The organism is Altererythrobacter sp. C41, assembly GCF_016803135.1.
Taxonomy (GTDB): Bacteria; Pseudomonadota; Alphaproteobacteria; order Sphingomonadales; family Sphingomonadaceae; genus Pelagerythrobacter.
The window spans coordinates 51303-73667 of sequence record NZ_JAEVFE010000004.1; the positions used below are offsets into that span (position 1 = coordinate 51303).

Here is a 22365-nt window from a genome sequence, read left to right on the forward strand (position 1 = left end):
CGCATTCTCCTAAAATTACCGGGCGGGGCCGCCCAGGGGCGCATCGCGCTGTTGTTGTTCGAGCGCCTCGGCTTCCCGGGCGCGAAGGATTTCGATGTTCCGCTCGTGCCGCGCGCGCGTGATCGGATAGAACAGAAGGATCAGCGCGCCGATTGTCCAGAGCGAAATCACTGTCGGAATGTAATGGCTCAGCAGGCTGTCGACCACGGAGCGTTCGATCGTCGCCGGATCGGCCCTCTCGGGGAATTGCGACCATGAGAGGACCAGTCCGGCCACGAAGAGGCCGAGTGCGTTGGAGCATTGCTGCATGAAGCTCGACGCGGCGAAGAAGGTGCCTGCGGTGTGCCGGCCGGTCTCGACCGCGCTTTCCTCCACCACGTCGGCCAGCATCGCGCTCGTGGCGATGAGCGAGACGGCGACCATCGCGCCGTAGATTGCACCGACAGCGAACAATACCGGCACGAGCAGCGGATGGCCCGGTTCGAAGAACAGGCCGAACAGGCTCAGAAACAGCGGGGTAAGACCCATGGCGACACCGACCACGGCGAAGACCATCGCGCAGTTTCGCTTGCCGAACCATCTGCAGAAGATCGGCGCGAGGGGGGCGGCCAGAGTCGCCGCCACCAGGCTGTCGAGCGTGAGAAGCGCGAGTTGCGCTGTGTTGAGCTTGAACAGGAAGGTGCTGAAATAGAGCGTGATCGCGCTGTAGAGGCCGATCGCGGTGTACTTGAACACGCCGAAGCCGAAGATGGCGAGGAAGGCGCGGTTACGGAAGGCGGCGAACATTTCGGCGACGTGATCGCGCAGGCGCAGCTTGGGCTTCCCTTGCGTGGAATCTGCCTGCCGAAGGTAAGGGATACGGTTGTGCGTCCCGGCCGCGCAGATCAGGATCGCGAGGAAGATCAGTACGGCCCCGAGCGCGGCGAAGTTGGCGTAGCTTGCCGGGTTGAGCTGCCCGCGTGGATACTCGGGCGATTCGATGAAGATGAACGCGAGCGAGAAGGCGGTAAAGCCGTACACGCCTGCGTATCCGAACCAGTAGCGGAGCGAGAACAGCCGCGTGCGCTCGTTATAGTCGGCGGTCATCTCGGGCGCCATTGCGGAGGCGTTGATCTCGAACGCGCTGATCGCAGCGCGGGTCGCGGAAGCGAACGCGAAGATCCAGAAACCGAGTTGGACATGGGTGAGACCCTGGGGCGGGAACCAGGTGAGGAAGAAGAAGATCGTGGTCGGGATTGCCGCTGCATACATGAACGGATGCCGGCGGCCCCAGCGCGAGCGGCTGACGTCGGCCCAACGCCCGAGGAACGGATCGACGATCGCATCCACCAGCAGGGTGCAGGCCAAGGCGGTGCCGACGATCGCCGCCGGCACCCCGACCACCTGATTGAAGTAGAGCATCAGGTAGCTGGAGAACGCGGCGCCCTTGATGCCGTTCGCCATCGCGCCCGCGCCGTAACTGACGCGGGTGACGAAGCCGATCGGCGGTGGGCTGGACGCGGCGGTGCGAGCGGCGCTGTCCTGCGCGGCGCTCGCCGCGGTCATGCGGCTTGCTCCGCCGCGTCGGTGATCTCCTCCAGCGGATCGTAGAGAGCCTGCGCGGCGGCGCGCCGGTGGATCAGCGAGTAGTCGGGGAAGATGGGATCGGCCACGTCGCGGTACTGGCGCAAGTGCTGCTTCGCGACGGTGACCTTGTGCACCTCGGTCGGCCCATCGGCGATGCCCATGACCATCGAGGCGACGAGGCTGCCGACGAAGGGCATCTCGTTCGACACGCCGAGCGACCCATGGATATGCACGCATCGCGCGGCGATGTCGTGATAGACCTTCGGCATCAGCGCCTTGATCGCCGCGATGTCTTTCCGGACCTTACGGTAATCCTGGTACTTGTCGATCATCCAGGCGGTCTTGAGCACGAAGAGCTTGAACTGTTCGAGCTCGATATAACTGTCGGCAATTTGCATCTGCACCGCCTGATAGTCGGCGATGGTGCCGGTGCGCGTCTTGCGGCTGACCGCCCGCCGGCTCATCATGTCGAGCAGGCGGCGGCAATTGCCCACCGTGCGCATCGCATGATGCACGCGCCCGCCGCCGAGCCGCGTCTGCGAGATGGCGAAGGCGCCGCCGCGCTCACCAAGTAGATGATCGGCCGGTACGCGCACGTCGGTGTAGCGGATGTAGCTCTCGGAACCGTCCTGCTGACCATAGACGCCGACGTTGCGCACGATCTCCACGCCGGGCGTGTCTACGGGCACGATGAACATGCTCATCCGCTCGTGCCGCGGCGCCTCGGGATCGGTCACGGCCATGACGATCAGGAAGTCGGCCCACTTGCCGTTGGTCGAGAACCACTTCTCGCCGTTGATCTTCCAGTGATTGCCGTCGAGCTCGGCGCGGGTGACGAAGTTGGTCGGATCGGACCCGCCCTGCGGCTCGGTCATCGAGAAGGCGGAAACGATCTCGTTATCCAGCAGCGGTCGGAGATACCGCTCCTTCTGTTCGGGCGTGCCATAGTGCGCGATGATCTCGGCATTGCCGGTGTCCGGCGCCTGGCAGCCGAACACGATCGGAGCGAAGTTCGCGCCGCCCAGGATCTCGTTCATCAGCCCCAGCTTGACCTGGCCGTAGCCTTGTCCGCCAAGTTCCGGCCCGAGGTGGCAGGCCCAGAGGGCTTGCGCCTTGACCTCCGCCTGCAGCGGGCGGACGAGTGCATTGCGGCGGGGGTTTTTCACATCGTAGGGATGGATGCCGAGCATCCCCAGCGGTTCGACCTTTTCACGGACGAACTCTTCCATCCAGTCGAGCTTCTCCTGAAACTCGGGCTCGGTTTCGAAATCCCAGGCCATGCACTCCTCCCATTGTCGCCGCCCCTTCGGGGTCTGTTGCGAATCAGCATACCCGATTTTTGAAACACTACAAGAAGGGACGAGGGGCCGTGGCTGACGACCGGGAAGAACGGACCGCGAAAGAGCGAGGCACCTTTCACCAACGCCGATTTTGACTTATCGCGCGCGGCCGTCATTGGTTTTGTCCGTGTCCAGCAATCGCGCGCCCAACGGTCTCGAAGCCGCCTTCCTCGCCAATCGCGAGCGGCTGCTGCGTTTCCTGCGCGCGCGCGGGGCGGGCGATGCTGCGGAAGACCTGCTGCACGAAGTCTGGCTCAAGATTTCCACCGCGGCGGTGGGCCCCGTCGCGGCGCCGGTGGCCTATCTTTACCGCACGGCCGACCTGCTGATGATCGACCGCTACCGGTCCGAACGTCAGGCCCGCCGGCGCGACAAGGACTGGAGCGAGGCGGCCGCGACGGTGCCCGGCGTCTCGGATGCGCCTTCGGGCGAGCGCGTCCTGATCGCCCGCGATCACGCGCGTCTGGTGGCCGAGGCGCTCGATGCTCTCGGTCCCCGTCCCGCGGCGATCTTCCGCCGCCACCGTATCGATGGCGTGCAGCAGCGGCAGGTGGCGGAGGAATTCGGCGTCAGCCTGAGTACGGTCGAGAGCGATCTGCGCCGCGCCTACCGCGCCGTGCTCGAGGTCAGGGAGCGGATCGATGAGGCTTGAGACCCTCGGCTCCGTCTTCTTTCGCGAAGAGGGCCCGCGATGAGGCAAGATGAACGGATGACCGACGAAGCGATTGCCTGGGCCGTGCGGACGGGGGACCCCTCGTTCGAGGAGTGGGACGCGTTCACCGCCTGGCTGGAGGCAGACCCCGCGCATGCGCAGGCCTACGACCGCGCCGTGGCCGGGGTGATGGATGCGGCCGAGGCAGGCTCTGTCGCGCCGGCCAACGACGATGTCGCCGAGGAAGCGCCTGCCCGCGGCGGCTGGCGGTGGCTGGCGCTCGCGGCGTCGGTCGTGCTGGTGGCGATGCTCGGCTTCATCCAACTGCGCGACGCGAGCTATGTAGTCGAGACCGCCGCCGGGGAGACGCGCACGGTGGCGCTCGCGGACGGCAGCGACGTCACGCTCGGCGGCGCGGCGCGGATCGTGCTCGACCGCGAGGACCCGCGCATCGCCACGCTCGAACAGGGCAGGGCGCTCTTCAGCGTGCGGCACGACGACGCGGACCCGTTCGTCGTCAATGTCGGCGAGCAAACGCTGGTCGATGCGGGCACCGTGTTCGACGTCGCGCGCATGGGCAAGACAACCAGCGTGGCGGTGTCCGAAGGCGTCGTGCTGGTGAACCCGGAGCGCAAGCTGGCGCGGCTCGAACCGGGCGATACGCTGAGCGTCACCGACGGGAGCGATGCCTATCGCCTCGGCACCGCGCCGGTTGCGCGAATCGGCGAATGGCGCGATGGCCGGCTGACCTTCGACGATGCGACGCTCGGGGAGATCGCGCATGAGCTTTCAAGCAGCACCGGCATTGCGTTTTCCGCCGCGCCCGCGGTGGCGGAACGGCGCGTGACGGGCAGCGTCGCTCTCGCGCCGGTGGAGCAGAATCCGCAGGCCATCGGTCCGCTGTTCGGCGTCGCCGTGCGCCGCGAAGGAGATAGCTGGATCATCGATCGACCCTGACGATGCGCGCATCCCTGCCGATAGCCCTGATCTCCCTGGTGGCCGCGGTCCCCGCGCAAGCGGAGGAAGTGCGGGTGGACGCGCCAGCCGGTCGCGGGGGTGAAGCGGCCGCCGCGATCGCGCGCCAGACGGGCACCAGCATCGTCATCTCCGACCCGGAGCTTGCCGCCCGCCGGGTACCGGCGATCCGTGGGACTTTCACCGCGCGCGAGGCGGTCCACCGGCTGGCGCGCGTGCTTGGCGCACGGCCGGTCAGTGCCGGTGCGATGGGCTGGCGGCTGGTGGCCGACAGGCAGGCCCAGACACGCAGGCCGGCATCTCGCCGCAAACCGACCCCCGATGCCCCGCCCGCGCCTCCGCCGCCTGCGGTGGGGCCGCCGATTGTGGTCTCCGCCAGCAAACGCGACGTGCGGCTGCAGGACTACGCCGGGCAGATCACGATCATCCAGGGCGACGATCTGGCGTTCGGCGGCCCCGGGGGCAGCGAGCGCATCGCCAACCAGGTCGCCAGCGTCACGTCGACCTACCTCGGCAGCGGACGCAACAAGCTGTTCATCCGCGGCATCGCCGATTCGAGCTTCACCGGGCCGACCCAAGCGACCGTCGGGCAATATCTCGGCGACCTGCGGCTCAGCTACAATTCGCCAGACCCCGATCTCCGCCTCTCCGACATGGAGAAAGTAGAGGTGCTGGAGGGGCCGCAGGGCACGCTCTACGGCGCGGGATCGCTCGGCGGGATCATCCGGCTCGTGCCCAATGCGCCCGAGCCCGGCGTCGTCTCCGCCTCCGCCAGCCTCGGCGGCTCGGCGACCACTCATGGAGCGCTCGGGGCGGACGCGGGGGCAGTGATGAACCTGCCGCTCGCGGGCGAGGCGGCCACGCTGCGGCTGGTCGTCGATGCCGAGAGCCAGGGCGGCTATATCGACAAGCCGCTGCTCGGCCGCGACGACGTCAACCGCACCCGCATCTACGGCGGCCGCGCCTTCGCTCGTGCCGACCTGGGGGGCGGCTGGACGGTCGACCTGATCGGGCTGGCGCAGCGGATCGACGGCGAGGACAGCCAGTATGCGGATCGCAATGGCCCGCCGCTGACGCGGTCCGCGCGGGTGATCGAAGGCTTCGACGCCGACTATCTGCACGGGCAGATAGTCGTCAGCGGGGAGTTCGGCGCGATCCGCTTCCGGTCGTCGACCGGCGTGGTCGATCAGGAGCTTCAGGAACGGTACGACGCAACCGAGCCCGACGAACCCACCCGCGTATTTATCCAGAACAACGATTCACAGATGATCGCCAACGAAACGCGGCTATGGCGGCCGATGGAGGATCGTTTCGGTTGGGTGGCCGGAGCCAGCTTCACGCACAACCGCACGCGCCTGACGCGCAGCTTCGATGCCGCGGAAGTCATGCGCGCGAGCACCGGCGTGCGCAACGGGGTGGACGAGGCGACGCTCTACGGCGAGGCGAGCTACCGCCTGCGCGAGGGGCTGGTGGCGACGGCCGGCGGCCGCGTCACGCGCTCCGAGCTCGGCGGCGCGGGCGAGGACGTCAATCCGATGATCGCGCTCGCCCGCTCCGAAGTGACCGCGCAGCGGCACGAAACGGTGTTCCTGCCCTCTGCCTCCGTCACGGCGAACCTCCTTTCCGAGACCGCGCTCTACATCAAGTATCAGGAGGGATTCCGGCCCGGCGGGCTCGCGATCGACGGCGAATTCGTCCGCCGCTTCCGCAGCGATCGGACGGCGACGCTGGAGATCGGCGCGCGGCATGGCCGGCCCGGGGCGGGGCCGTTCGATCTTTCCGGCAGCCTATCCTTCACCCGCTGGCGCGATATCCAGGCGGACTTCATCGACCCCTTCGGGTTGCCGACCACCGCCAACATCGGCGATGGGCAGGTCTGGACGGCGAGCTTCTCCGGCGGCGTGGCGGTGACCCCTGACCTGCGCCTCGAGGCAGGACTGTCGTGGAACCGCAGCCGCATCGAAAGTCCACGCAACTTCCTGTTCTCCAAGATCGGCCAGGTTCCGAACATCGCCAACGTGAACGCGCGCGCCGGTTTCGACTACGAACGCGCGATCGGCCGTGATCTGGTGCTCACCGCGCAGGGCTGGGCGCGCTACGTCGGCGAATCGCGGCTCGGAGTCGGACCCGAACTCGGCGATCCGCAGGGCGACTATCTCGACAGTGGCCTCACCGCGCGCGTCGGGCGCGAGCGGATGGGGCTGACGTTCAGCGTGACCAATATCTTCGACACGGAAGGCAACCGCTTTGCGCTGGGCACCCCGTTCGAGATCGGGCGCGAGCAGATCACGCCGCTGCGTCCGCGAACCTTCCGTCTGGGGCTCGATTTCGCCTTCTAGGGGACGCGGTAGCGGGCGGAGATCCGTCCGCCGCGAATTTTTTTGCCGCGCGGTCAAGGTTCGCGCGGAAGGGCTCCGTCCTGCTGGTCGACAAAGGACCGGAGGATTCATGCACCGCTACTTGCTTGCGACGACGGCGATCGCCGCACTTGCCACGCCACTTTCCGCCCAGACCGTGATCTCGGACGACCGCACCCAGCCGGTGCGCACCTCGACGATCAAGAACGGCTCGCCCGATTCGATCCGCATCGCCAAGGAAGGCTCCGTCGTGGTCGGCAGCGGTACCGCGGTGACGATGGACAGCAACAACGGCATCACTAACGAAGGCGAGATCGAAATCACCAATGCCAACGGCGCGACCGGCATCGCAGCCGCGGCGGGCACGACCGGCAACATCGTCAATTCCGGCACGATCACGATCGACGAGACCTACACGCCCGAAGACATCGACAAGGATGGCGACGCCGACGGGCCGTTCGCGGTCGGCACCGGCCGCGCGGGCATCCGTACGCAGGGCGCGCACACGGGCGACATCTCCAACAGCGGCAAGATCGTGGTCGAAGGCAACGATTCGGCCGGCATAGCGCTGGGTGGGCCGCTGACCGGCGATTTCACGCACAACGGCGAGACCAGCGTGCTCGGCAGCGACTCGGTTGCCGTCAGCGCGCAGGATATCACCGGCGATGTGCGGCTTGCCGGCAAGGTGATCGCCAAGGGTGAAGGCGCGGTCGGCGCTCACTTCGGCGGCGACGTCGATGGCGCGATGGTCGTACAGGGGCAGGTCTCCTCGACCGGCTACCGCTATCCCACGCCTCCCTCGGATGCCTCGAAGCTCGATGCCGACGACAAGCTCCAGGGCGGATCGGCGCTCGTCATCGAAGGTGACGTGACCGGCGGCATCGTGCTCGCCGCGGCGCCCGGCAAGCCGGGCGACGACGAGGATGACGGCGAAGGCGAAGGCGGCGAAGACGAGGGCGGTGAGGACGAAGACGGCGAGGGCGACCCCGCGGACAATACCGACCAGGACAAGGACGGCATTCCCGACGCCCAGGAAGGCACAGCTGCCGTCGTCTCCGCAGGCGAAGCGCCGGCCATGGTGGTTGGCGCGGAAGATCGCGACATCGCGATCGGGCCCGTCGCAGGCAGCGGCAACAACTTCGGCCTGATCGTCGAAGGCGGCATTCTGGGCGACGGCGTCTATGCCGGCGTCGACGGCAATGGCCTCGTGATCGGCGGCCGCGGCGGTGCGGTGAGCATCGCGGGCGGCATTGCGAACTCCGGCACGATCGCTGCCAAGTCGGTCGATGCCAGCGCCACCGCACTGCGCATCGGCGCCGACGCGACGGTTCCGGAGATCCGCAACTCCGGCACGATCAGTGCCAGCAGCGGCAAGACCGAGGATTCGATCGCGACGGCGGTCGTGATCGACGAGGGCGCCGACGTGGACACCGTCCGCAACAGCGGCACGATCAAGGCGGCCGTGTCCGGCAAGGACGGCACCGCGACCGCGATCCTCGACCGCAGCGGCGGGGTCGAACTGGTCGAGAACAGCGGCGCGATTTCCGCAGGCGGTGCCGACGAGGATTCCGACCGCAACGTCGCGATCGATCTGACCGCGAATGCAAACGGCGCCACCGTGCGCCAGACGGCGGTCGCCACGGGCAAGGACGCGCCCTCGATCAAGGGCGACGTGCGCTTCGGCGCGGGCGACGACGTGTTCGAGATCGCCGACGGCACCGTCAGCGGCAACGTGACGTTCGGCGCCGGCAGCAACGAACTCGCGCTCTCGGGTGATGCCAAGCAGACCGGCACCGTCACCTTTGGAGCCGGCACCGATACGATGAGCCTTGCCGGTTCGTCGGTGTTCGACGGAACGGCCGACTTCGGCGGCGGCGCGGACGTGCTGGCGCTGGCAGGCTCGGCGCGCTTCTCCGGCACGCTCACCAATGCGGAGAGCCTCGCCGTCACCGTGAGCGGCGGCGTGCTCGACCTTTCGAGCCCGACTTCGATCGGTTCGCTCGAGGTCGGTTCGGGCGCGATCCTCAACGTCACGCTCGATAAGGACGCGGGGCAGGGCACGTTGATCGACGTCGCCGGGACGGCGACCTTCGACGAGGATTCCAAGCTGCGCTTCCGCCTCGCCGATATCGACAGCGCCGAAGGGCGCTACGTCGTGCTCACCGCGGGCGACCTGCAGGTGGGCGATGAACTGACGGGCGACAACACGCTCCTCCCCTTCATGTACAAGGCGACCATCGATGCCGACGAAGCGGCCAACGAGCTGGCGGTCGAGATCGGGCGCAAGACGACCACGGAGCTCGGACTGAACCGGTCGCAGGCCACGGCCTACGATGCGATCCTCGACGCGCTGGGCGAGGATGACGAGATCGCCGACGTCTTCCTCAACATCACGGACGGGGCTGCCTTCCGCAACACCGTCACGCTGATGCTGCCGGACCACGCAGGCGGTGCATTCGAAGGGGTCAGCCTGGGCACGCGGACCATGTCGCGCTTCCTCTCCGATCCGCAGGGCCCGATCGACCCGTCGTCCAAGATCCACCTGATCTTCGATGCCGGCGGCTGGGGCTCGAACAAGGATGAAGGCGACACGGCCGCTTACGACCAGAGTGGTCTCGGCTTCGCCGCCGGCGCCGAAATCTCGACCGGCGTGGGCCGCTTCGGCGGCACGATCACCTACCTGTGGAACCGCCACGACATCGGCGATACCAGTTCGGTCATCTCCGGCACCTACGAGCTGGCCGCGCACTGGGTCGGCAAGTGGGGCGGTCTGCAGACTTTCGCCCGCGCCGGCATAGGCATGGTCGATTTCGAAGGCACGCGCTATTTCGACGCGACCGTGGGCGAGGACACCATCTCGCGCGATGTCGAGCGCGAGTGGGACGGCACCGTCACCAGCTTCATGGGCGGCGCCTCGTTCGAGGGCGGCGGCCAGTTCTTCTTCTTCCGCCCCTCGGTCGTGGTCGACTACGTCCGGCTGAAGGAAGACGGCTATACCGACACCGGCGGCGGTGGCCTCAACCTCACGGTTGCGGAGCGCACGAGCGACGAGTTCGCGATCAACGGCGGCCTGACGCTCGGCGTCGACCTCAAGGGCATGCGCGCGCGCGACGAGAGCTGGTTCCGCGTCGAAGGCGAGGGCGGCTGGCGCGAGATCCTCGGCGGCGGGCTGGGTGACACGACCGCGCAATTCGAGGGCGGCGATCCGTTTACGCTCCAGGCGGAGCAGAGCGTCAACGGCTGGTACGCCCGCCTGCGCGCGATCGGCGGCGACCAGGCCTTCACGATCTCGGGCGAAGCCGGTGCCGAGGAACGCCACAACGACGTCGGCTTCACGCTGCGCGGGACCATCCGCATGGGTTTCTGAGCCCCCCGTCCGCACTTTGTGCGGGCAGGTCGTGCCGCCCGGCTCCGCCCAGCCGGGCGGTACGACTTCCTGCGGGTGCGCCCGCCTCTTGCGAATTCTTAACCGCTTGCGGCCATGAAGGGGAATGGTCGGGGTTCAACGCAGCGTTGAGGAGTCGGGTTTGCGAACCTTCGGGTTCGCGCTTGCGTTCTTCGCGATAACCTCGCTCACCATCTATTCGACCCGCTTCAGCGGCGGCCTTGCGCTGGTCTGGCTTGGCACCGCCATTCTCGCGGCGCTGCTGGTCAACGTGCCGTCGCGTGCCTGGTTGCGCACGGTGATCTTCTTCGCCAGTCTCAGCATCTGCGCGACGACCCTGTTCGGCTTCGGCCCGCATGCTGCGATTCCGCTGGCGCTGGTCAACATGTGCGAGGCCATCGTCATCGCCGCACTGCTCGTGCGGCTGCGGCCGGAGCGGGATTACTTCGAGAACTGGTCCGGCTTCGTGAAGCTGATCCTGGTCGGCGGAATCGTCGGCCCCGGTCTGGCGTCGCTGCCCGGCGGAGGACTGGTCGCGGCGGAAGTGGGGGGCGGATGGCTGCACCATTCGGTCGAATGGTTCGCGGGGCACGGCCTCGGCACTCTGCTGGCGCTGCCGCTCGCGCTCCTGCTTGCGCGCGGGAGCGCTGCCGGGCTCACGCGGCTGCGGACGCGGCGAGGCTGGGGGGAACTCGCCGCCCTCTCGCTCGCCTGTGTCGCGATCGCGTTCCTCGCCTTCTATCAGACGGCTTATCCGATCCTGTTCCTGCCGATCCTGCCGCTGATGGTGGCCTGCTTCCGTTTCGGCCGGATCGGCGCGTCGATCGCGGTCCTGCTCACCGCTCTCGTGGCGTCAGCCTCGCTAGTCTCCGGCGCGGGTCCGTTCGCAGCCCTGCCGGTTGCACTGGCGGAGAAGGCGATGTTCCTGCAATTCTACCTCGTAATCGTCCTGCTCGCCTCCTTGCCGGTGGCGACGGCGCTCAAGCACCGGGAGATTCTGCACGCGAGCATTCTGCACCGCGAGGCTCTGCAGCGGATGATCTCCGATCATTCGGACGATGCGCTGCTGAGCCTGGATGAAACCGGGCGGATCCGCTTTGCTTCTCCGGCCGGCCGGCGCCTCAGCGGTGCGGAGGAGCTCGAGGGCCTGCCCCTGTCGATATTCTTCGATGACGCCGACGCGCCGCTGATCGCGGATGCGCTCGCGCAAGCCTGGGCGGCGCCGGGAGTGACCAAAGTCGTCGAGCGCCCCATCGCGAAGGGCGGAGAGGATCTTTGGCTGGAAGCGAAAGTCCGTGCGGTCGAGGGTGGGCAGACGGTCCCCGGCAGCTATGTCGTCACCGTGCGCGACGTGACCGTCCGCAAAGAGGAGGAGCTGCAGGCCATGCGCGATGCGTCTACCGATCCTCTGACGGGACTACCCAACCGCCGCGCGTTCCTCAAGGAACTGGAGCCGGCCCTCGCCGAGGCGGACGAGCGGCCGTTCTCGCTGGCGATCATCGATCTCGATCATTTCAAGACGGTCAACGACCGCTACGGGCACGATGTCGGCGATCTCGTGCTCAAGCACGTTGCAAGAATCATGAAGCGCCTGTCGAACGACGAGTGCTTCTTCGCCCGCCTTGGCGGCGAGGAATTCGGGATGATCGCCCGGCATGGTGCCGTGACGGATTCGGCGGATGTGTGCGAACGCTTGCGCGAGGCGATCAACGAGAACCAGATCCGCGACGCCGATGGCGGCATGTTCGGCGTTTCCGCAAGCATCGGCCTAGCGCACTTGCGCGAGCCGTGCAGCGCCACGCTGGCGCTGCAGACCGCGGATTCGCCCCTCTATTCCGCCAAGGCGGCGGGGCGGAACCGGGTCCACGTCGCGCAGGGACCGCTCGGGTGGAAATACCGGGCCGAAGGCGCGCACGACCGCCACCGGCTGCTTCAGTGCGTGTGAGCCGCCGCGCCGATAGATCGCCGCCGGCTTAGATCTGGACGACCTGCTGTTCGATCTTGCCGAAGATCGAGTGGCCGTCGTCGTCTTCCATCCAGATCGCCACGCGGTCGCCGGGAGCCATGAAGCGCGTCTTCGCTTCGCCCTGGGCAATCGTTTCGATCATGCGGATCTCGGCGATGCAGGAATAGCCCGCACCCCCTTCGGCGACCGGCTTGCCAGGGCCGCCGTCCGAGCCCTGGTTGGAAATCGTGCCGGAGCCGATGATGGCGCCTGCGCCCAGATTGCGCGTCTTCGCCGCATGGGCGACGAGGTCCGCAAGGCTGAAGGTCGCGTCCTGGCCGACATTGGCGCGGCCGAAGGGTTCGCCGTTGTAGTCGACCATCAGCGGGCGGTGGATCACGCTGTCCTTCCACGCGTCGCCCAGCTCGTCCGGCGTCACCGCCACGGGGCTGAACGCGGTCGCGGGCTTGGACTGGAAGAACCCGAAGCCCTTGGCGAGTTCGCCGGGGATGAGGCCGCGCAGGCTGACGTCGTTGACCAGCATCAGCAGCTTGATGTGCTCCGCCGCCTGCTCGGGCGTGGCGCCCATCGGCACGTCGTCGACGATGCAGGCGACTTCACCTTCCATGTCGCAACCCCAGGCGGTGTCCTTCAGCGGAATGTCGGCGCGGGGCGGCAGGAAATCGTCCGACCCACCCTGATACATCAGGGGGTCGTGATAGAAGCTCTCGGGCACCTCGGCGCCGCGCGCCTTGCGCACCAGTTCGACGTGGTTGATGTAGGCGGAGCCGTCGGCCCACTGGTAGGCGCGCGGCAGCGGCGAATGCGCCTCGCGCTCGTGGAAGCGCTCGCAGGGCACGGCCTGATGCTCGACATCGCGGTAGAGCACCTCGAGCTTCGGCGCGATCTCCGCCCAGTTGTCGAGCGCATATTGCAGGGTCGGCGCGATATTGTCGGCCGCGCAGTAGCGGGTGATGTCCTTCGAGACGACGATCAGCTTGCCGTCGCGGGTTCCGTCGTTGAGGGTCGCGAGCTTCATGGTGTCAGTCCTTCTCCGGCCCGGAAAACTCGGGGTTGTCCGGCTGATTGTCGGGGTGGGCACGCTGGAATTCGGGCAGCGCGAGGCAGGCCGCTTCGATCCGCGCGATGTGCGGCATGGCGCTTACATCGAGTGCGAAGCGGCGCGCGTTGTAGACCTGGGGCAGCAGCACGACCTCGAACAGGCCGGGTCTATCGAACAGGAAATTGCCCGTGCCGAGCTGCGCCAGGCGCGCCTCGATCGGGGTGAACGTGCGCGTGAGCCAGTGCCGGTACCAGGTGTCGATCTGGTCCTGAGAGGCACCGAACTGCTCCTTGAGGTACTTGAGAACCTGCAAGTTGTTCGGCGCGTGGGTTTCGGTGGCGATGGCATAGGCGAGTTCGCGCGCGGTGAAGCGCTGCTCGATGTCAGCCGGCAGCAGCGGACGCTCGGGGTAGGCTTCGTCGAGCCATTCGAGCTGCGCCATCGACTGGGCCCGGTCGCGCCCGTCGGCCTCGAGCAGCGGAACGCTGCCGAAGGGGTTGCGCGCCGTATAGGCCTCGCCCTTCTGCTCGGAGGTCACCAGGTTGACGGGGACGTATTCGTAATCGAGCCGCTTCAGGTTCAGCGCGATCCGCAGGCGGTAGCTCGTCGAGCTGCGATAATATCCGAAGAGCTTCATCAGAACGCCGGGATGCCCGTGATCGCGCGGCCGAGGATCAGCGCGTGGACGTCGTGGGTGCCCTCGTAGGTGTTGACCGTTTCGAGGTTCACCATGTGGCGGATCACCTGGTACTCGTCGGAAATCCCGTTGCCGCCGTGCATGTCACGCGCGGCGCGGGCGATATCGAGCGCCTTGCCGACGTTGTTGCGCTTGACGATCGAGATCATCTCCGGCGCGAACCGGCCCTCGTCCATCAGCCGGCCGACTTGCAGGCTGGACTGCAGGCCCAGCGCGATCTCGCTCATCATGTTGGCAAGCTTGAGCTGGTAGAGCTGCTTGGACGCCAGCGGAACGCCGAATTGCTGCCGGTCGAGTCCGTACTGGCGCGCGGCGTGGAAGCAGAACTCGGCCGCGCCCATGCTGCCCCACGAAATGCCGTAGCGTGCGCGGTTGAGGCAGCCGAATGGCCCTTTCAGCCCCTGCACCTCGGGCAGCAAGGCGTCGGCGCCGACCTTGACCTCGTCCATTACCACCATGCCGGTGGTCGAGGCCCGCAGCGAGAGCTTGCCGTCGATCTTCGGTGCGGAGAGGCCGGCCATGCCCTTCTCGAGCACGAACCCGCGGATCGCGCCGCCGTGCGCCTCGCTCTTGGCCCAGATCACGAAGACGTCGGCGAAGGGCGCGTTGGAGATCCAGGTCTTCGAACCGGACAGCGAATAGCCGTCGCCATCCTTCTTGGCGTAGGTCTTCATCGAGCCGGGGTCGGACCCGGCATCCGGCTCCGTCAGGCCGAAGCAGCCGATCAGTTCGCCGCTGGCGAGTCCCGGCAGATACTTCCGGCGCTGCTCTTCCGAGCCGTAGGCGTGGATCGGGTACATCACGAGGCTGGACTGCACCGAGGCCATCGAGCGGTAACCCGAATCGACCCGCTCGATTTCGCGCGCGATGAGGCCGTAGGCGACGTAGCCTGCGCCGGCGCCGCCGTACTCCCCGGGGATCGTGGCGCCGAGCAGGCCCGCGCGGCCCATCAGCGGGAACAGTTCGGGCGCATCCGCCTCGTCACGGAAGGCCTGCTGCACGCGCGGTTGCAACTCGCTCTGGGCGAAGGCGCGTGCGGCATCGCGGATCATCCGCTCGTCTTCGGTCAACTGCCCGTCGAGATCGAACGGGTCCTCCCAGCTGAACGACACCATCCCGGCCATAGTTTCTCCTGTAACTGTCGCATTCCCCTTCGCAGGGTTGCGCGGCAGCGGCAAGCCCGGCGCGAAAGGCCGTGCGTGCGAAATGGAGAGCGCAGCCGACCCCATGGAAGGCGCCGGGCCGCTACAGCGGGAAAACCCGTCAGTGCGCGCCGAGCGCCTTCTGCACTTTGGCAAGCATGACGCTGGGAGGGCAGGGCTTGGAACAAGCGATCGCACTGGGATACCGCCTGCGGACTTCCTCGGGCGTGAACTGGCCCGAATGGAAGATGACCGGCACGTCCTCTGCCATAAGCGCTTCGGCCAACGGGAAGGCGTCGCCGTCCTCGAGCTCGACGTCGAGAATGGCGAGATCGGGCCGCGCCTTCTGGACCGCAAGCATGGCGGTGGAGATCTCCGAATGCGGGCCTTCGACTTCGAAGCCGGCCTCCTGCACCGTATCGCACAAGTCGAACGCGACGATGAACTCGTCCTCGGCAACCAGAATACGCGGATGATTCATCATAAAGTCCTGCAGGAATTCGACCGGATTTTGATCGAACCAACCTGCTACGGACCCAATCGTTCCCGCGCCGGTTATTCGTGCTTTCTCAGAGCTTGCCGAATTTCTCCTCGTATCCGGCCGTATTTCCCTCTGCCAGGAGGCGCGCCTGCTCGACCCAGCTATCGCGCCGGATGCGCCCCTGAAAACGTCCGAGCTGTGCGTCGATCCGGTCGATGTCGGCATCGTTCCAGGCCGCGATCTGGGCAAAGCTCGTGACGCCGAGCGAGGCGAGCAGTTCGTTGAGCTTGCCGCCGACGCCCTTGATCCGCGTGAGATCGTCGCCCACGGGAGAGGGGGATGCCGGGGATGCCGGCTGCGCCTCGGCCTCGGCCGCCTCGGCTTCCTCCGCCATTCTGATCTGCTGGGCCTCGACGGCGGCGGCCACGGCCGTTCCCGCCCCGGCGACGCCCGGCGGGACCACCGGCGGCTGCACCGCTGCGGCGGGCGCGGCATCGATCAGCGCCTGATTGCGCGCCGCGGGGGCAGCGCCTTCGTCCAGCACGTCGGCGCCGCTATGGTCGCGCACCTGGGTCTTGCGGGAGGAGGCGAATATCCACCACGCGATCGCGATGCCCAGCAACAGTGCGACCACGAACAGCGGCCACCAGGTTTCCACCATCTGCATCATGCCATCATTCTCCCAGATCGTTCGATACGCGGCCCCATATCAGCCAACCGATGCCCAGGCCGACCGAATAGGCTGCGAGCAGCATTACCATCAATTCGAACCACATCGCCATGTCAGCGCGCTCCCGGCAGATCGATGGGTGAGATGCTGACCGGCTGCGTCGCCACGACCGAGAACTCGATCCGGCGGTTGGCAGGATCGCTGGGTGCGAGGCCTTCGACCGGCTCGCTCGATCCGACGCCCTGCGTGCGCAGCCCGTCCCCCGGGATGCCGCGCGCGATCAGCGCCTGACGCACGGCCTCGGCGCGCTCCATCGACAAGGCGAGATTGCCAGGCTCAGGCCCGGAGCTGTCGGTGTGGCCGGTGATGGCGATGATGCTGCCAAGGCACGGACGCAGCGCCGTTGCGACCTCGTCGAGCAATTCCTGGCTGGCGCTGTCGATCGTGCTGCGCGATTCCTCGAACCGGATGGTCCGCGCGCGCAGCAGCGCGTCGACATCGTCCTGACAGTGCGTCGGCGTGTATTCGGGGCCGCCCGAATGGGCCCGCGCCTCGCCGTCGGCCCACCGGATTCCGCCCACACCGGGGACGGCGGCGACAGCGCGCGCGATCCGGGTTCGCGTGCTCTCGTCCAGCCCTTCGCCGCCCTCGAGCACCGGATGACGCGACGGCCAGCCGGATGGGGAGACGAACCGCGCCGTCACCCCGCCGCCGTTCGCTTCCTCGATCGCTTGGGCCGCCTGCTCCGCGAGTTCGGCCTGCAATTCCCCGGCCGCCATCGACGTTCCGGCGATCGCGAGCGCGCCCGTGACGAGGGCGCCGGCCACGATGGCGATGGAGGTGCGGACTGGCATGCCGGCGCTTTAGCGGGCGGGGGCTTTGGGGGAAAGGGCCAGGGCGAAATGGCTCCTCTCAGGTCTCAGCGGTGTCTTCTCCGCCGAGATTCTTGCGAAACAGCACCCGATCCTCCGGGCCGAAGCCCTTGCGCCAGATGATCCAGCCATAGGTGAGCAGGATCAGCGGAATCCCGAAGATCAGCTCTGCCCACTCGGGCAGCCGCGTCGCGAGGTAGCCAACTGCGATGGCCGGGACCGCGGCCCACACCAGCGCCCAGCGCCAGTTGTTCACGCGCTCGCCCAGAATGCGCGAGAGCACCCATGCCTTGACGAGCGAGGCGACCCCGAGAGCCACCATCAGTGCGATCGCCGCCCCGGCGGCCTTGTAGGGTTCGCCGAGCGCCCACCGCTCCATCAGGAGGATCGCTGCCACCGTCAGTATGCCCTGAAGCACGATCGTGCCCACGGAAATTGCGAGATTGCGCTTCCGCGCCACGTAGACCAGCGCGGCTTCGGAAACGACCGCAGTCGCCGCCACCACTTCCGCCGCCAGCAGGAAAGCGAGCGCTCCGGTGCCGCCGACGAAATTGGGGCCGACGAGCCCCATCACGGCTTCGCCCGGCACGCCCAGCGCCAGCGCGATCCCCGCCTGCGCCGCAACGATCCAGAAGCCGACCTGGCACACTTGCTTGGCGATCGCCGGGTAGTTCTTTTCCTTGAGATTGCGGGTGATGACGGGGCCGAGGATCGGCTCGAAGCTGGTCTTGAGCTTCTGCGGCAAGCTGGCGACCTGCTGGGCGATATAGTAGATGCCGACCGCGGCGGGCGCCGCGAAGAGGCCGAGGATGAAGATGTCGAGCCGCCGAGTGCCCCATTCGATCGCATCGGCGGTCGCGAGCGGGAAGGCGCGGGTCGACATGCGCCACATGCCCTTGAGGCTGGGGCGCCACTGGCGCGGCAGGCCGTAGGTTCTGAAGAACGGCCACGCCGCGGCGAACATCCCGGCATAGATCGAGGCGATGTAGGCGAGCGACAGGCCCGACTTGGGGATCAGATAGAAGCAAACCCCTGCCATGATCGAGATCGTCCATGGCTCGACGATCGCGCGGGCGCGCACGGTGGTCGCGATATCGTAGCGATAGGCCTGTGCGGCGAGCAGGATTTCGGTCAGCGCATAGGCGGGGATCGCGGTGACGAGCAACTTGTCGAGCGTGCTGTACTGGCCGGCTGGGAACATCGGCGCGGGGACGAACCACAGGAACACGGCCGCCACCGTGGAAAGCAGAACGGCGAGCAACATGCTGTCGAACACGAGGTTCGCCGGGCGTATGCCTTCGCCTTCCGACAGGCGCTGGGCCAGACCGCGCTTTTCGCCCATCGAGCAAATGAGCGCGAGCAGTTCCACCACGACGAGGGCCGAGGCGAAGCGGCCCAGTTCGGCCGCGCCGTAGAGTCGCCCTGCAATGAACAGGAACGGCACCCGCGCGGCGAGCCGCAGCAGGAAGCCGATGAAGTTCGTTCGCCCGCCCTTGGCGAGCGCGGCGATGTCGCCCTGCTGTGCCGCGTCGGTCACGCAAGGCCTTCCTGTTCGGCGCGCAGCGGACGGGACAGCAGTTCGGTCACGATATCCCGCGCGGGTGCGCCGCCCAGCAGGCGATAGACGGCCGCAGCAATCGGCATGGCGACGCCGTGGCGTGCAGCGAGCTCGGTCAGCACGGGCGCGGTGTGCGCCCCTTCGGCGACCGTGCGCCGGTCGGCCATCAGCGCTTCGGCCGATTGCCCTTCGCCCAGCGCCTTGCCGAGCGAGAAGTTGCGGCTGGAGGTGGAGGAGCAGGTGAGCACAAGATCGCCCAGGCCGCACAAGCCCGCGAGCGTCTCGGCGCGCGCACCTAGGGCCTCGCCGAAACGCAGCATTTCGGCATAACCGCGCGCGATCAGCGCCGCGCGGGCGTTCTGGCCGAGCCGCAGGCCATCGACCACGCCGCAGGCGATCGCGAGCACGTTCTTCACCGCGCCCCCGATCTCCGCCCCGGTCACGTCGTCGGTGTAGTAGGGGCGGAACGACGGGCGCGCGATGACCGGCGCAATCCGGTCCCACTGCGCCTCGCTGCCACTGCAGGCGAGCGTCACGGCGGTCGGCAGGCCGGCGGCGACCTCGTGCGCGAAGGTGGGCCCGGAAAGGACCGCCATTTCGCTTTCCGGTGCTGCGGCCACCGCGACTTCGTTCATCAGCCTGCCGGTCCCCGCCTCGATCCCCTTGCTGCACAGCACGAGATCGCGCGGGGGCCGGGGCAGACTTTCGAGCACTTTGCCGAGATGCTGCGCGGGAGTAACCGCGAGGACCGTGGCGCACGTGGACAGATCGCCCAGCGCATCGGTCGCGCGGATCGATGGCGCGAGTTCGGCCGATGGCAGGTAAACGCTGTTGCGGCGGACCGTGTTGATCTCCTGGACCAGCGCCGCCTCACGCGCCCACAGCAGTACCTCGCGCCCGTCCGACGCGAGCATCTGCGCCAATGCGGTGCCCCAGGCGCCGGCGCCGATCACCCCGACCGGGGCCGGGCCGTTCATGCCTTGTATCCCGCGCCGCGCACCGGCTCAGCCTCAGGGTCGAGGGGCCAGCGCGGCCGTGCGGCGATGTCGAGCGGATCGGATTGGCCGAGCCGCTCGCAGCCCGCCCAGGCGATCATCGCGGCATTGTCGGTGCACAATGCCATTGGCGGCGCGACAAAGCGCATGCCGCGTTCGCAAGCGAACTGTTCGAGCGCTCCGCGGATGGCCTGGTTGGCGGCGACACCGCCGGCGACGACGAGCGCGGGCACCGGCTCCATGGCGTCGAGCGCGACCTGCAGCCGGTCGAGCACGCAGTCGAGCGCGGCCTGCTGGAAGCTCGCCGCGAGATCGGCGTCGCGGTGCTGCCCGCTCTCCTTCGCGCGAAGAACTGCGCTCTTGAGCCCGGCGAAGCTGAAATGCGGCTCTCCGCTGCCGACGAGCGGGCGGGGAAGGGGGACGGCGCGCGGATCGCCTTCGCGGGCGAGCCGCTCGACCGCTGGGCCGCCCGGAAAGCCGAGGCCGAGGATCTTGGCGGTCTTGTCGAACGCCTCGCCCAGCGCGTCGTCGATCGTCGTGGCGAGGCGCCGGTAGCGACCGACCCCCTCGACGCGCAGGATCTGGCAGTGTCCGCCCGAGACGAGCAGCAGCGCGTAGGGGAATTCGAGGTCAGCGTCGGCGAGGCGCGGCGAAAGTGCGTGGCCTTCGAGATGATTGACCGCGATCAGCGGCACGTCGCCGGCCATGGCGAGCGCCTTCGCGCTGACCAGTCCGACCATGACCCCGCCGATCAGGCCCGGCCCGGCGGTTGCTGCGATCGCGTCGAGGTCGCCCAGCGTCAGGCCCGCCTCGTCCATCACCGCCTGGATCATGGGCGCCAGCCGTTCGGCATGCGCGCGCGCAGCGATCTCCGGCACCACGCCGCCGTAGGGCGCGTGGCTTTCGTCCTGCGACGCAATGCGCTGCGCGACGATCCGCCTGTCGGTGGTGACGAGGGCCGCCGCTGTCTCGTCGCAGCTCGATTCGATGCCAAGCACGATCCCCATGGAGCTTCCCCTGAACAAATTGCCTCGCTAGGGCAAGCGCCGCCCATGACCGACCAGCCAAAGCTTCGCCTCGGAACCCGTCAATCGCCGCTCGCCATGGCCCAGGCCGGCGAGGCGCGGGACCGTCTGTGCGCGGCGCACGGATGGCCGGAAAGCGCCATCGAACTGGTGCCTGTGCGCGCCAGCGGCGACAAGGTGCAGGACCGCCCTCTGGCAGAGATCGGCGGCAAGGCGCTGTGGACCAAGGAACTCGACGAGTGGATCGCGGAAGGTCGCATCGACGCCGCGGTCCACTCGATGAAGGATGTCGAGACGATCCGCCCCGCGAGTCTCGCGATCGCTGCGGTGCTCCCGCGCGCGGACGTGCGCGACGTGCTGATCGGCGCGGCGAGCGTGGCGCAGATCCCGCGCGGCGCGCGCGTGGGGACGAGCGCCCCGCGCAGGGCGGCGCAGATGCTTCATCACCGGCCCGACTGCGAAGTGGTGATGTTCCGCGGCAACGTTGCGACCCGTCTGGCAAAGCTCGCAGCGGGCGAGGCCGATGTGACGCTGCTTGCCGCGGCCGGGCTGGCCCGGCTGGGCGAGCGCGGCGTCGGCACGCCGCTGGATACGGGCGAATGGCTGCCCGCCCCCGCGCAGGGCGCCATCGGGATCGAGTGCCGTGCCGAGGACGCGGCGACCCGCGCGCTGATCGCGGTGGTCGACGACGCGCCCTCGCGCGCGACGGTCATGGCCGAGCGGGCGCTGCTCGCTGCGCTGGGTGGAACGTGCCACAGCCCGGTCGCCGCGCATTCGGCGCTGGAGGGGGACGACATCGTCCTGCGCGCCGCCCTGTTCAGCCCCGATGGGGCGGAGCGCGTTGACGGCGCGTGCACGGTCTCCGGCAGCGACGACGGCGCGGCGCCTGCGCGACTGGCGGCCGATCTTCTTGCGCGGGCGAGCGCCGGCATCGCGGCGCATTTCGGCGGAGCGGCGTGAGCAGCAGAATCTTCGCGATCCGGCCCGAGCCCGGGCTTTCGGCCACCGTCGAGACCGCGCGGACGATGGGGATCGCGGTCGAGGGCTTCCCGCTCGCCGAGGTGCATCCGCTCGCCTGGCAGCCACCAAGCGAGGACGATTTCGACGCACTTCTACTCGGCAGCGCCAATGCCGTGCGGCACGGCGGCGCGGCGCTTGCACAGTGGCGCGGGCGTCCAGCGCATGTCGTCGGCGAAGCGACGGGGCGGGCGGCGCGGGCCGCGGGGTTGACGGCGGTTTCGGTGGGGCAGGGGCATTTGCAACCGGTGCTCGACGGCCTTGCGCACGGCGGACCGCTGCGTCTGCTGCGGCTTACGGGCGAGGCGCATGTGGCGGTGACGCCGCCGGAAAACGTCTCCATCGATACGCGGGTGGTCTACCACGTGGTCCACTTGCCGATCCCGCCAGACCTTGCGGCACGCCTCGCGCAAGGCGGGATCGTGCTGCTTCATTCGGGGGAGGCCGCACGGCATTTTGCAAGCGAATGCAACCGCCTGGGCATCGCGCGCGAGGCGATTGCGCTGGCTGCGCTCGCGCCGCGTATCGGTCAGGCGGCAGGCTCCGGGTGGCAGAGGGTGGATAGTGCCGCTGAGCCCACGGATAGTGCCCTGCTGGCCTTGGTCCGCGACATATGCCATTGACG

General features: G+C 68.0%; 18 protein-coding genes. 7 read left to right on the plus strand and 11 right to left on the minus strand.

Features of this window, described 5'->3' with window-relative positions:
* Nucleotides 1-15 precede the first annotated feature (15 nt).
* Nucleotides 16-1545, minus strand: a complete 1530-nt coding sequence (locus JNO53_RS08875) for an MFS transporter (protein ID WP_203109851.1) — start codon at nt 1543-1545, stop codon at nt 16-18.
* Nucleotides 1542-2846, minus strand: coding sequence for an acyl-CoA dehydrogenase family protein (locus tag JNO53_RS08880; protein ID WP_203109858.1), 1305 nt, complete (start codon nt 2844-2846; stop codon nt 1542-1544). The genes JNO53_RS08875 and JNO53_RS08880 overlap by 4 nt, the downstream gene beginning before the upstream one ends.
* Nucleotides 2847-3033: 187 nt before the next feature.
* On the opposite strand from JNO53_RS08880, the gene JNO53_RS08885 reads away from it, so the two are divergent.
* From JNO53_RS08885 to JNO53_RS08905, 5 genes are all read left to right on the plus strand, one after another.
* Complete coding sequence (locus JNO53_RS08885; protein WP_203109860.1) at nt 3034-3558, plus strand: sigma-70 family RNA polymerase sigma factor; 525 nt, start codon at nt 3034-3036, stop codon at nt 3556-3558.
* A gap of 57 nt (nt 3559-3615) precedes the next feature.
* A complete protein-coding gene (locus JNO53_RS08890; protein WP_238401784.1) occupies nt 3616-4515 on the plus strand; it encodes a FecR family protein in 900 nt (299 codons plus the stop codon).
* A 2-nt stretch (nt 4516-4517) separates the two neighbouring features.
* Nucleotides 4518-6872, plus strand: coding sequence for a TonB-dependent receptor (locus JNO53_RS08895; RefSeq protein ID WP_203109864.1), 2355 nt, complete (start codon nt 4518-4520; stop codon nt 6870-6872).
* Between the two features lie 109 nt (nt 6873-6981).
* Complete coding sequence (locus JNO53_RS08900) at nt 6982-10257, plus strand: autotransporter domain-containing protein (protein WP_203109865.1); 3276 nt, start codon at nt 6982-6984, stop codon at nt 10255-10257.
* Between the two features lie 160 nt (nt 10258-10417).
* The gene (locus JNO53_RS08905) at nt 10418-12220 is read left to right on the plus strand and encodes a sensor domain-containing diguanylate cyclase (protein WP_203109869.1); all 1803 of its coding nucleotides are present in this window, start codon (nt 10418-10420) and stop codon (nt 12218-12220) included.
* A gap of 28 nt (nt 12221-12248) precedes the next feature.
* Here the strand turns inward: JNO53_RS08905 and JNO53_RS08910 are convergent, their stop codons facing one another.
* From JNO53_RS08910 to tsaD, 9 genes are all read right to left on the minus strand, one after another.
* Nucleotides 12249-13259: a fumarylacetoacetate hydrolase family protein gene (locus JNO53_RS08910; protein WP_203109871.1), complete on the minus strand. Its 1011-nt coding sequence runs from the start codon at nt 13257-13259 to the stop codon at nt 12249-12251.
* 4 nt (nt 13260-13263) lie between these two features.
* Nucleotides 13264-13920: a maleylacetoacetate isomerase gene (gene maiA, locus JNO53_RS08915; RefSeq protein WP_203109873.1), complete on the minus strand. Its 657-nt coding sequence runs from the start codon at nt 13918-13920 to the stop codon at nt 13264-13266.
* The gene (locus tag JNO53_RS08920; protein WP_203109875.1) at nt 13920-15104 is read right to left on the minus strand and encodes an acyl-CoA dehydrogenase; all 1185 of its coding nucleotides are present in this window, start codon (nt 15102-15104) and stop codon (nt 13920-13922) included. The genes maiA and JNO53_RS08920 overlap by 1 nt, the downstream gene beginning before the upstream one ends.
* Nucleotides 15105-15243: 139 nt before the next feature.
* Nucleotides 15244-15603 carry a response regulator gene (locus JNO53_RS08925; protein ID WP_203109877.1) on the minus strand — a complete coding sequence of 120 codons (360 nt, stop codon included), beginning with the start codon at nt 15601-15603 and terminating at the stop codon, nt 15244-15246.
* An 88-nt stretch (nt 15604-15691) separates the two neighbouring features.
* Complete coding sequence (locus tag JNO53_RS08930) at nt 15692-16273, minus strand: hypothetical protein (protein WP_203109879.1); 582 nt, start codon at nt 16271-16273, stop codon at nt 15692-15694.
* A 113-nt stretch (nt 16274-16386) separates the two neighbouring features.
* The gene (locus JNO53_RS08935; protein ID WP_203109881.1) at nt 16387-17127 is read right to left on the minus strand and encodes an OmpA family protein; all 741 of its coding nucleotides are present in this window, start codon (nt 17125-17127) and stop codon (nt 16387-16389) included.
* A gap of 58 nt (nt 17128-17185) precedes the next feature.
* Entirely contained in the window at nt 17186-18682 is a 1497-nt protein-coding gene (locus tag JNO53_RS08940) for a lipopolysaccharide biosynthesis protein (protein ID WP_338015331.1), read from the minus strand.
* Entirely contained in the window at nt 18679-19680 is a 1002-nt protein-coding gene (locus JNO53_RS08945; protein ID WP_203109883.1) for an NAD(P)H-dependent glycerol-3-phosphate dehydrogenase, read from the minus strand. Before JNO53_RS08945 ends, JNO53_RS08940 begins: the two co-directional genes overlap by 4 nt.
* Nucleotides 19677-20705, minus strand: coding sequence for a tRNA (adenosine(37)-N6)-threonylcarbamoyltransferase complex transferase subunit TsaD (gene tsaD / locus JNO53_RS08950; protein ID WP_203109890.1), 1029 nt, complete (start codon nt 20703-20705; stop codon nt 19677-19679). Before tsaD ends, JNO53_RS08945 begins: the two co-directional genes overlap by 4 nt.
* A gap of 45 nt (nt 20706-20750) precedes the next feature.
* Between tsaD and hemC the strand changes: the two genes are divergently transcribed.
* Nucleotides 20751-21683, plus strand: a complete 933-nt coding sequence (gene hemC, locus JNO53_RS08955) for a hydroxymethylbilane synthase (RefSeq protein ID WP_203109897.1) — start codon at nt 20751-20753, stop codon at nt 21681-21683.
* Nucleotides 21680-22363 (plus strand): uroporphyrinogen-III synthase, encoded by a 684-nt coding sequence (locus JNO53_RS08960; RefSeq protein WP_203109899.1) that lies wholly within the window; start codon nt 21680-21682, stop codon nt 22361-22363. The genes hemC and JNO53_RS08960 overlap by 4 nt, the downstream gene beginning before the upstream one ends.
* The last annotated feature ends 2 nt before the right edge of the window (nt 22364-22365 follow it).

Bases quoted from the DNA above. Each gene is read 5' to 3' on its own strand.
- JNO53_RS08875 (WP_203109851.1), bottom strand. From the start codon at position 1,545: ATGACCGCGGCGAGCGCCGCGCAGGACAGCGCCGCTCGCACCGCCGCG.
- JNO53_RS08880 (WP_203109858.1), bottom strand. From the start codon at position 2,846: ATGGCCTGGGATTTCGAAACCGAGCCCGAGTTTCAGGAGAAGCTCGAC.
- JNO53_RS08890 (WP_238401784.1), top strand. From the start codon at position 3,616: ATGACCGACGAAGCGATTGCCTGGGCCGTGCGGACGGGGGACCCCTCG.
- JNO53_RS08895 (WP_203109864.1), top strand. From the start codon at position 4,518: ATGCGCGCATCCCTGCCGATAGCCCTGATCTCCCTGGTGGCCGCGGTC.
- JNO53_RS08900 (WP_203109865.1), top strand. From the start codon at position 6,982: ATGCACCGCTACTTGCTTGCGACGACGGCGATCGCCGCACTTGCCACG.
- JNO53_RS08910 (WP_203109871.1), bottom strand. From the start codon at position 13,259: ATGAAGCTCGCGACCCTCAACGACGGAACCCGCGACGGCAAGCTGATC.
- maiA (WP_203109873.1), bottom strand. From the start codon at position 13,920: ATGAAGCTCTTCGGATATTATCGCAGCTCGACGAGCTACCGCCTGCGG.
- JNO53_RS08920 (WP_203109875.1), bottom strand. From the start codon at position 15,104: ATGGCCGGGATGGTGTCGTTCAGCTGGGAGGACCCGTTCGATCTCGAC.
- JNO53_RS08925 (WP_203109877.1), bottom strand. From the start codon at position 15,603: ATGAATCATCCGCGTATTCTGGTTGCCGAGGACGAGTTCATCGTCGCG.
- JNO53_RS08930 (WP_203109879.1), bottom strand. From the start codon at position 16,273: ATGATGCAGATGGTGGAAACCTGGTGGCCGCTGTTCGTGGTCGCACTG.
- JNO53_RS08935 (WP_203109881.1), bottom strand. From the start codon at position 17,127: ATGCCAGTCCGCACCTCCATCGCCATCGTGGCCGGCGCCCTCGTCACG.
- JNO53_RS08945 (WP_203109883.1), bottom strand. From the start codon at position 19,680: ATGAACGGCCCGGCCCCGGTCGGGGTGATCGGCGCCGGCGCCTGGGGC.
- tsaD (WP_203109890.1), bottom strand. From the start codon at position 20,705: ATGGGGATCGTGCTTGGCATCGAATCGAGCTGCGACGAGACAGCGGCG.
- hemC (WP_203109897.1), top strand. From the start codon at position 20,751: ATGACCGACCAGCCAAAGCTTCGCCTCGGAACCCGTCAATCGCCGCTC.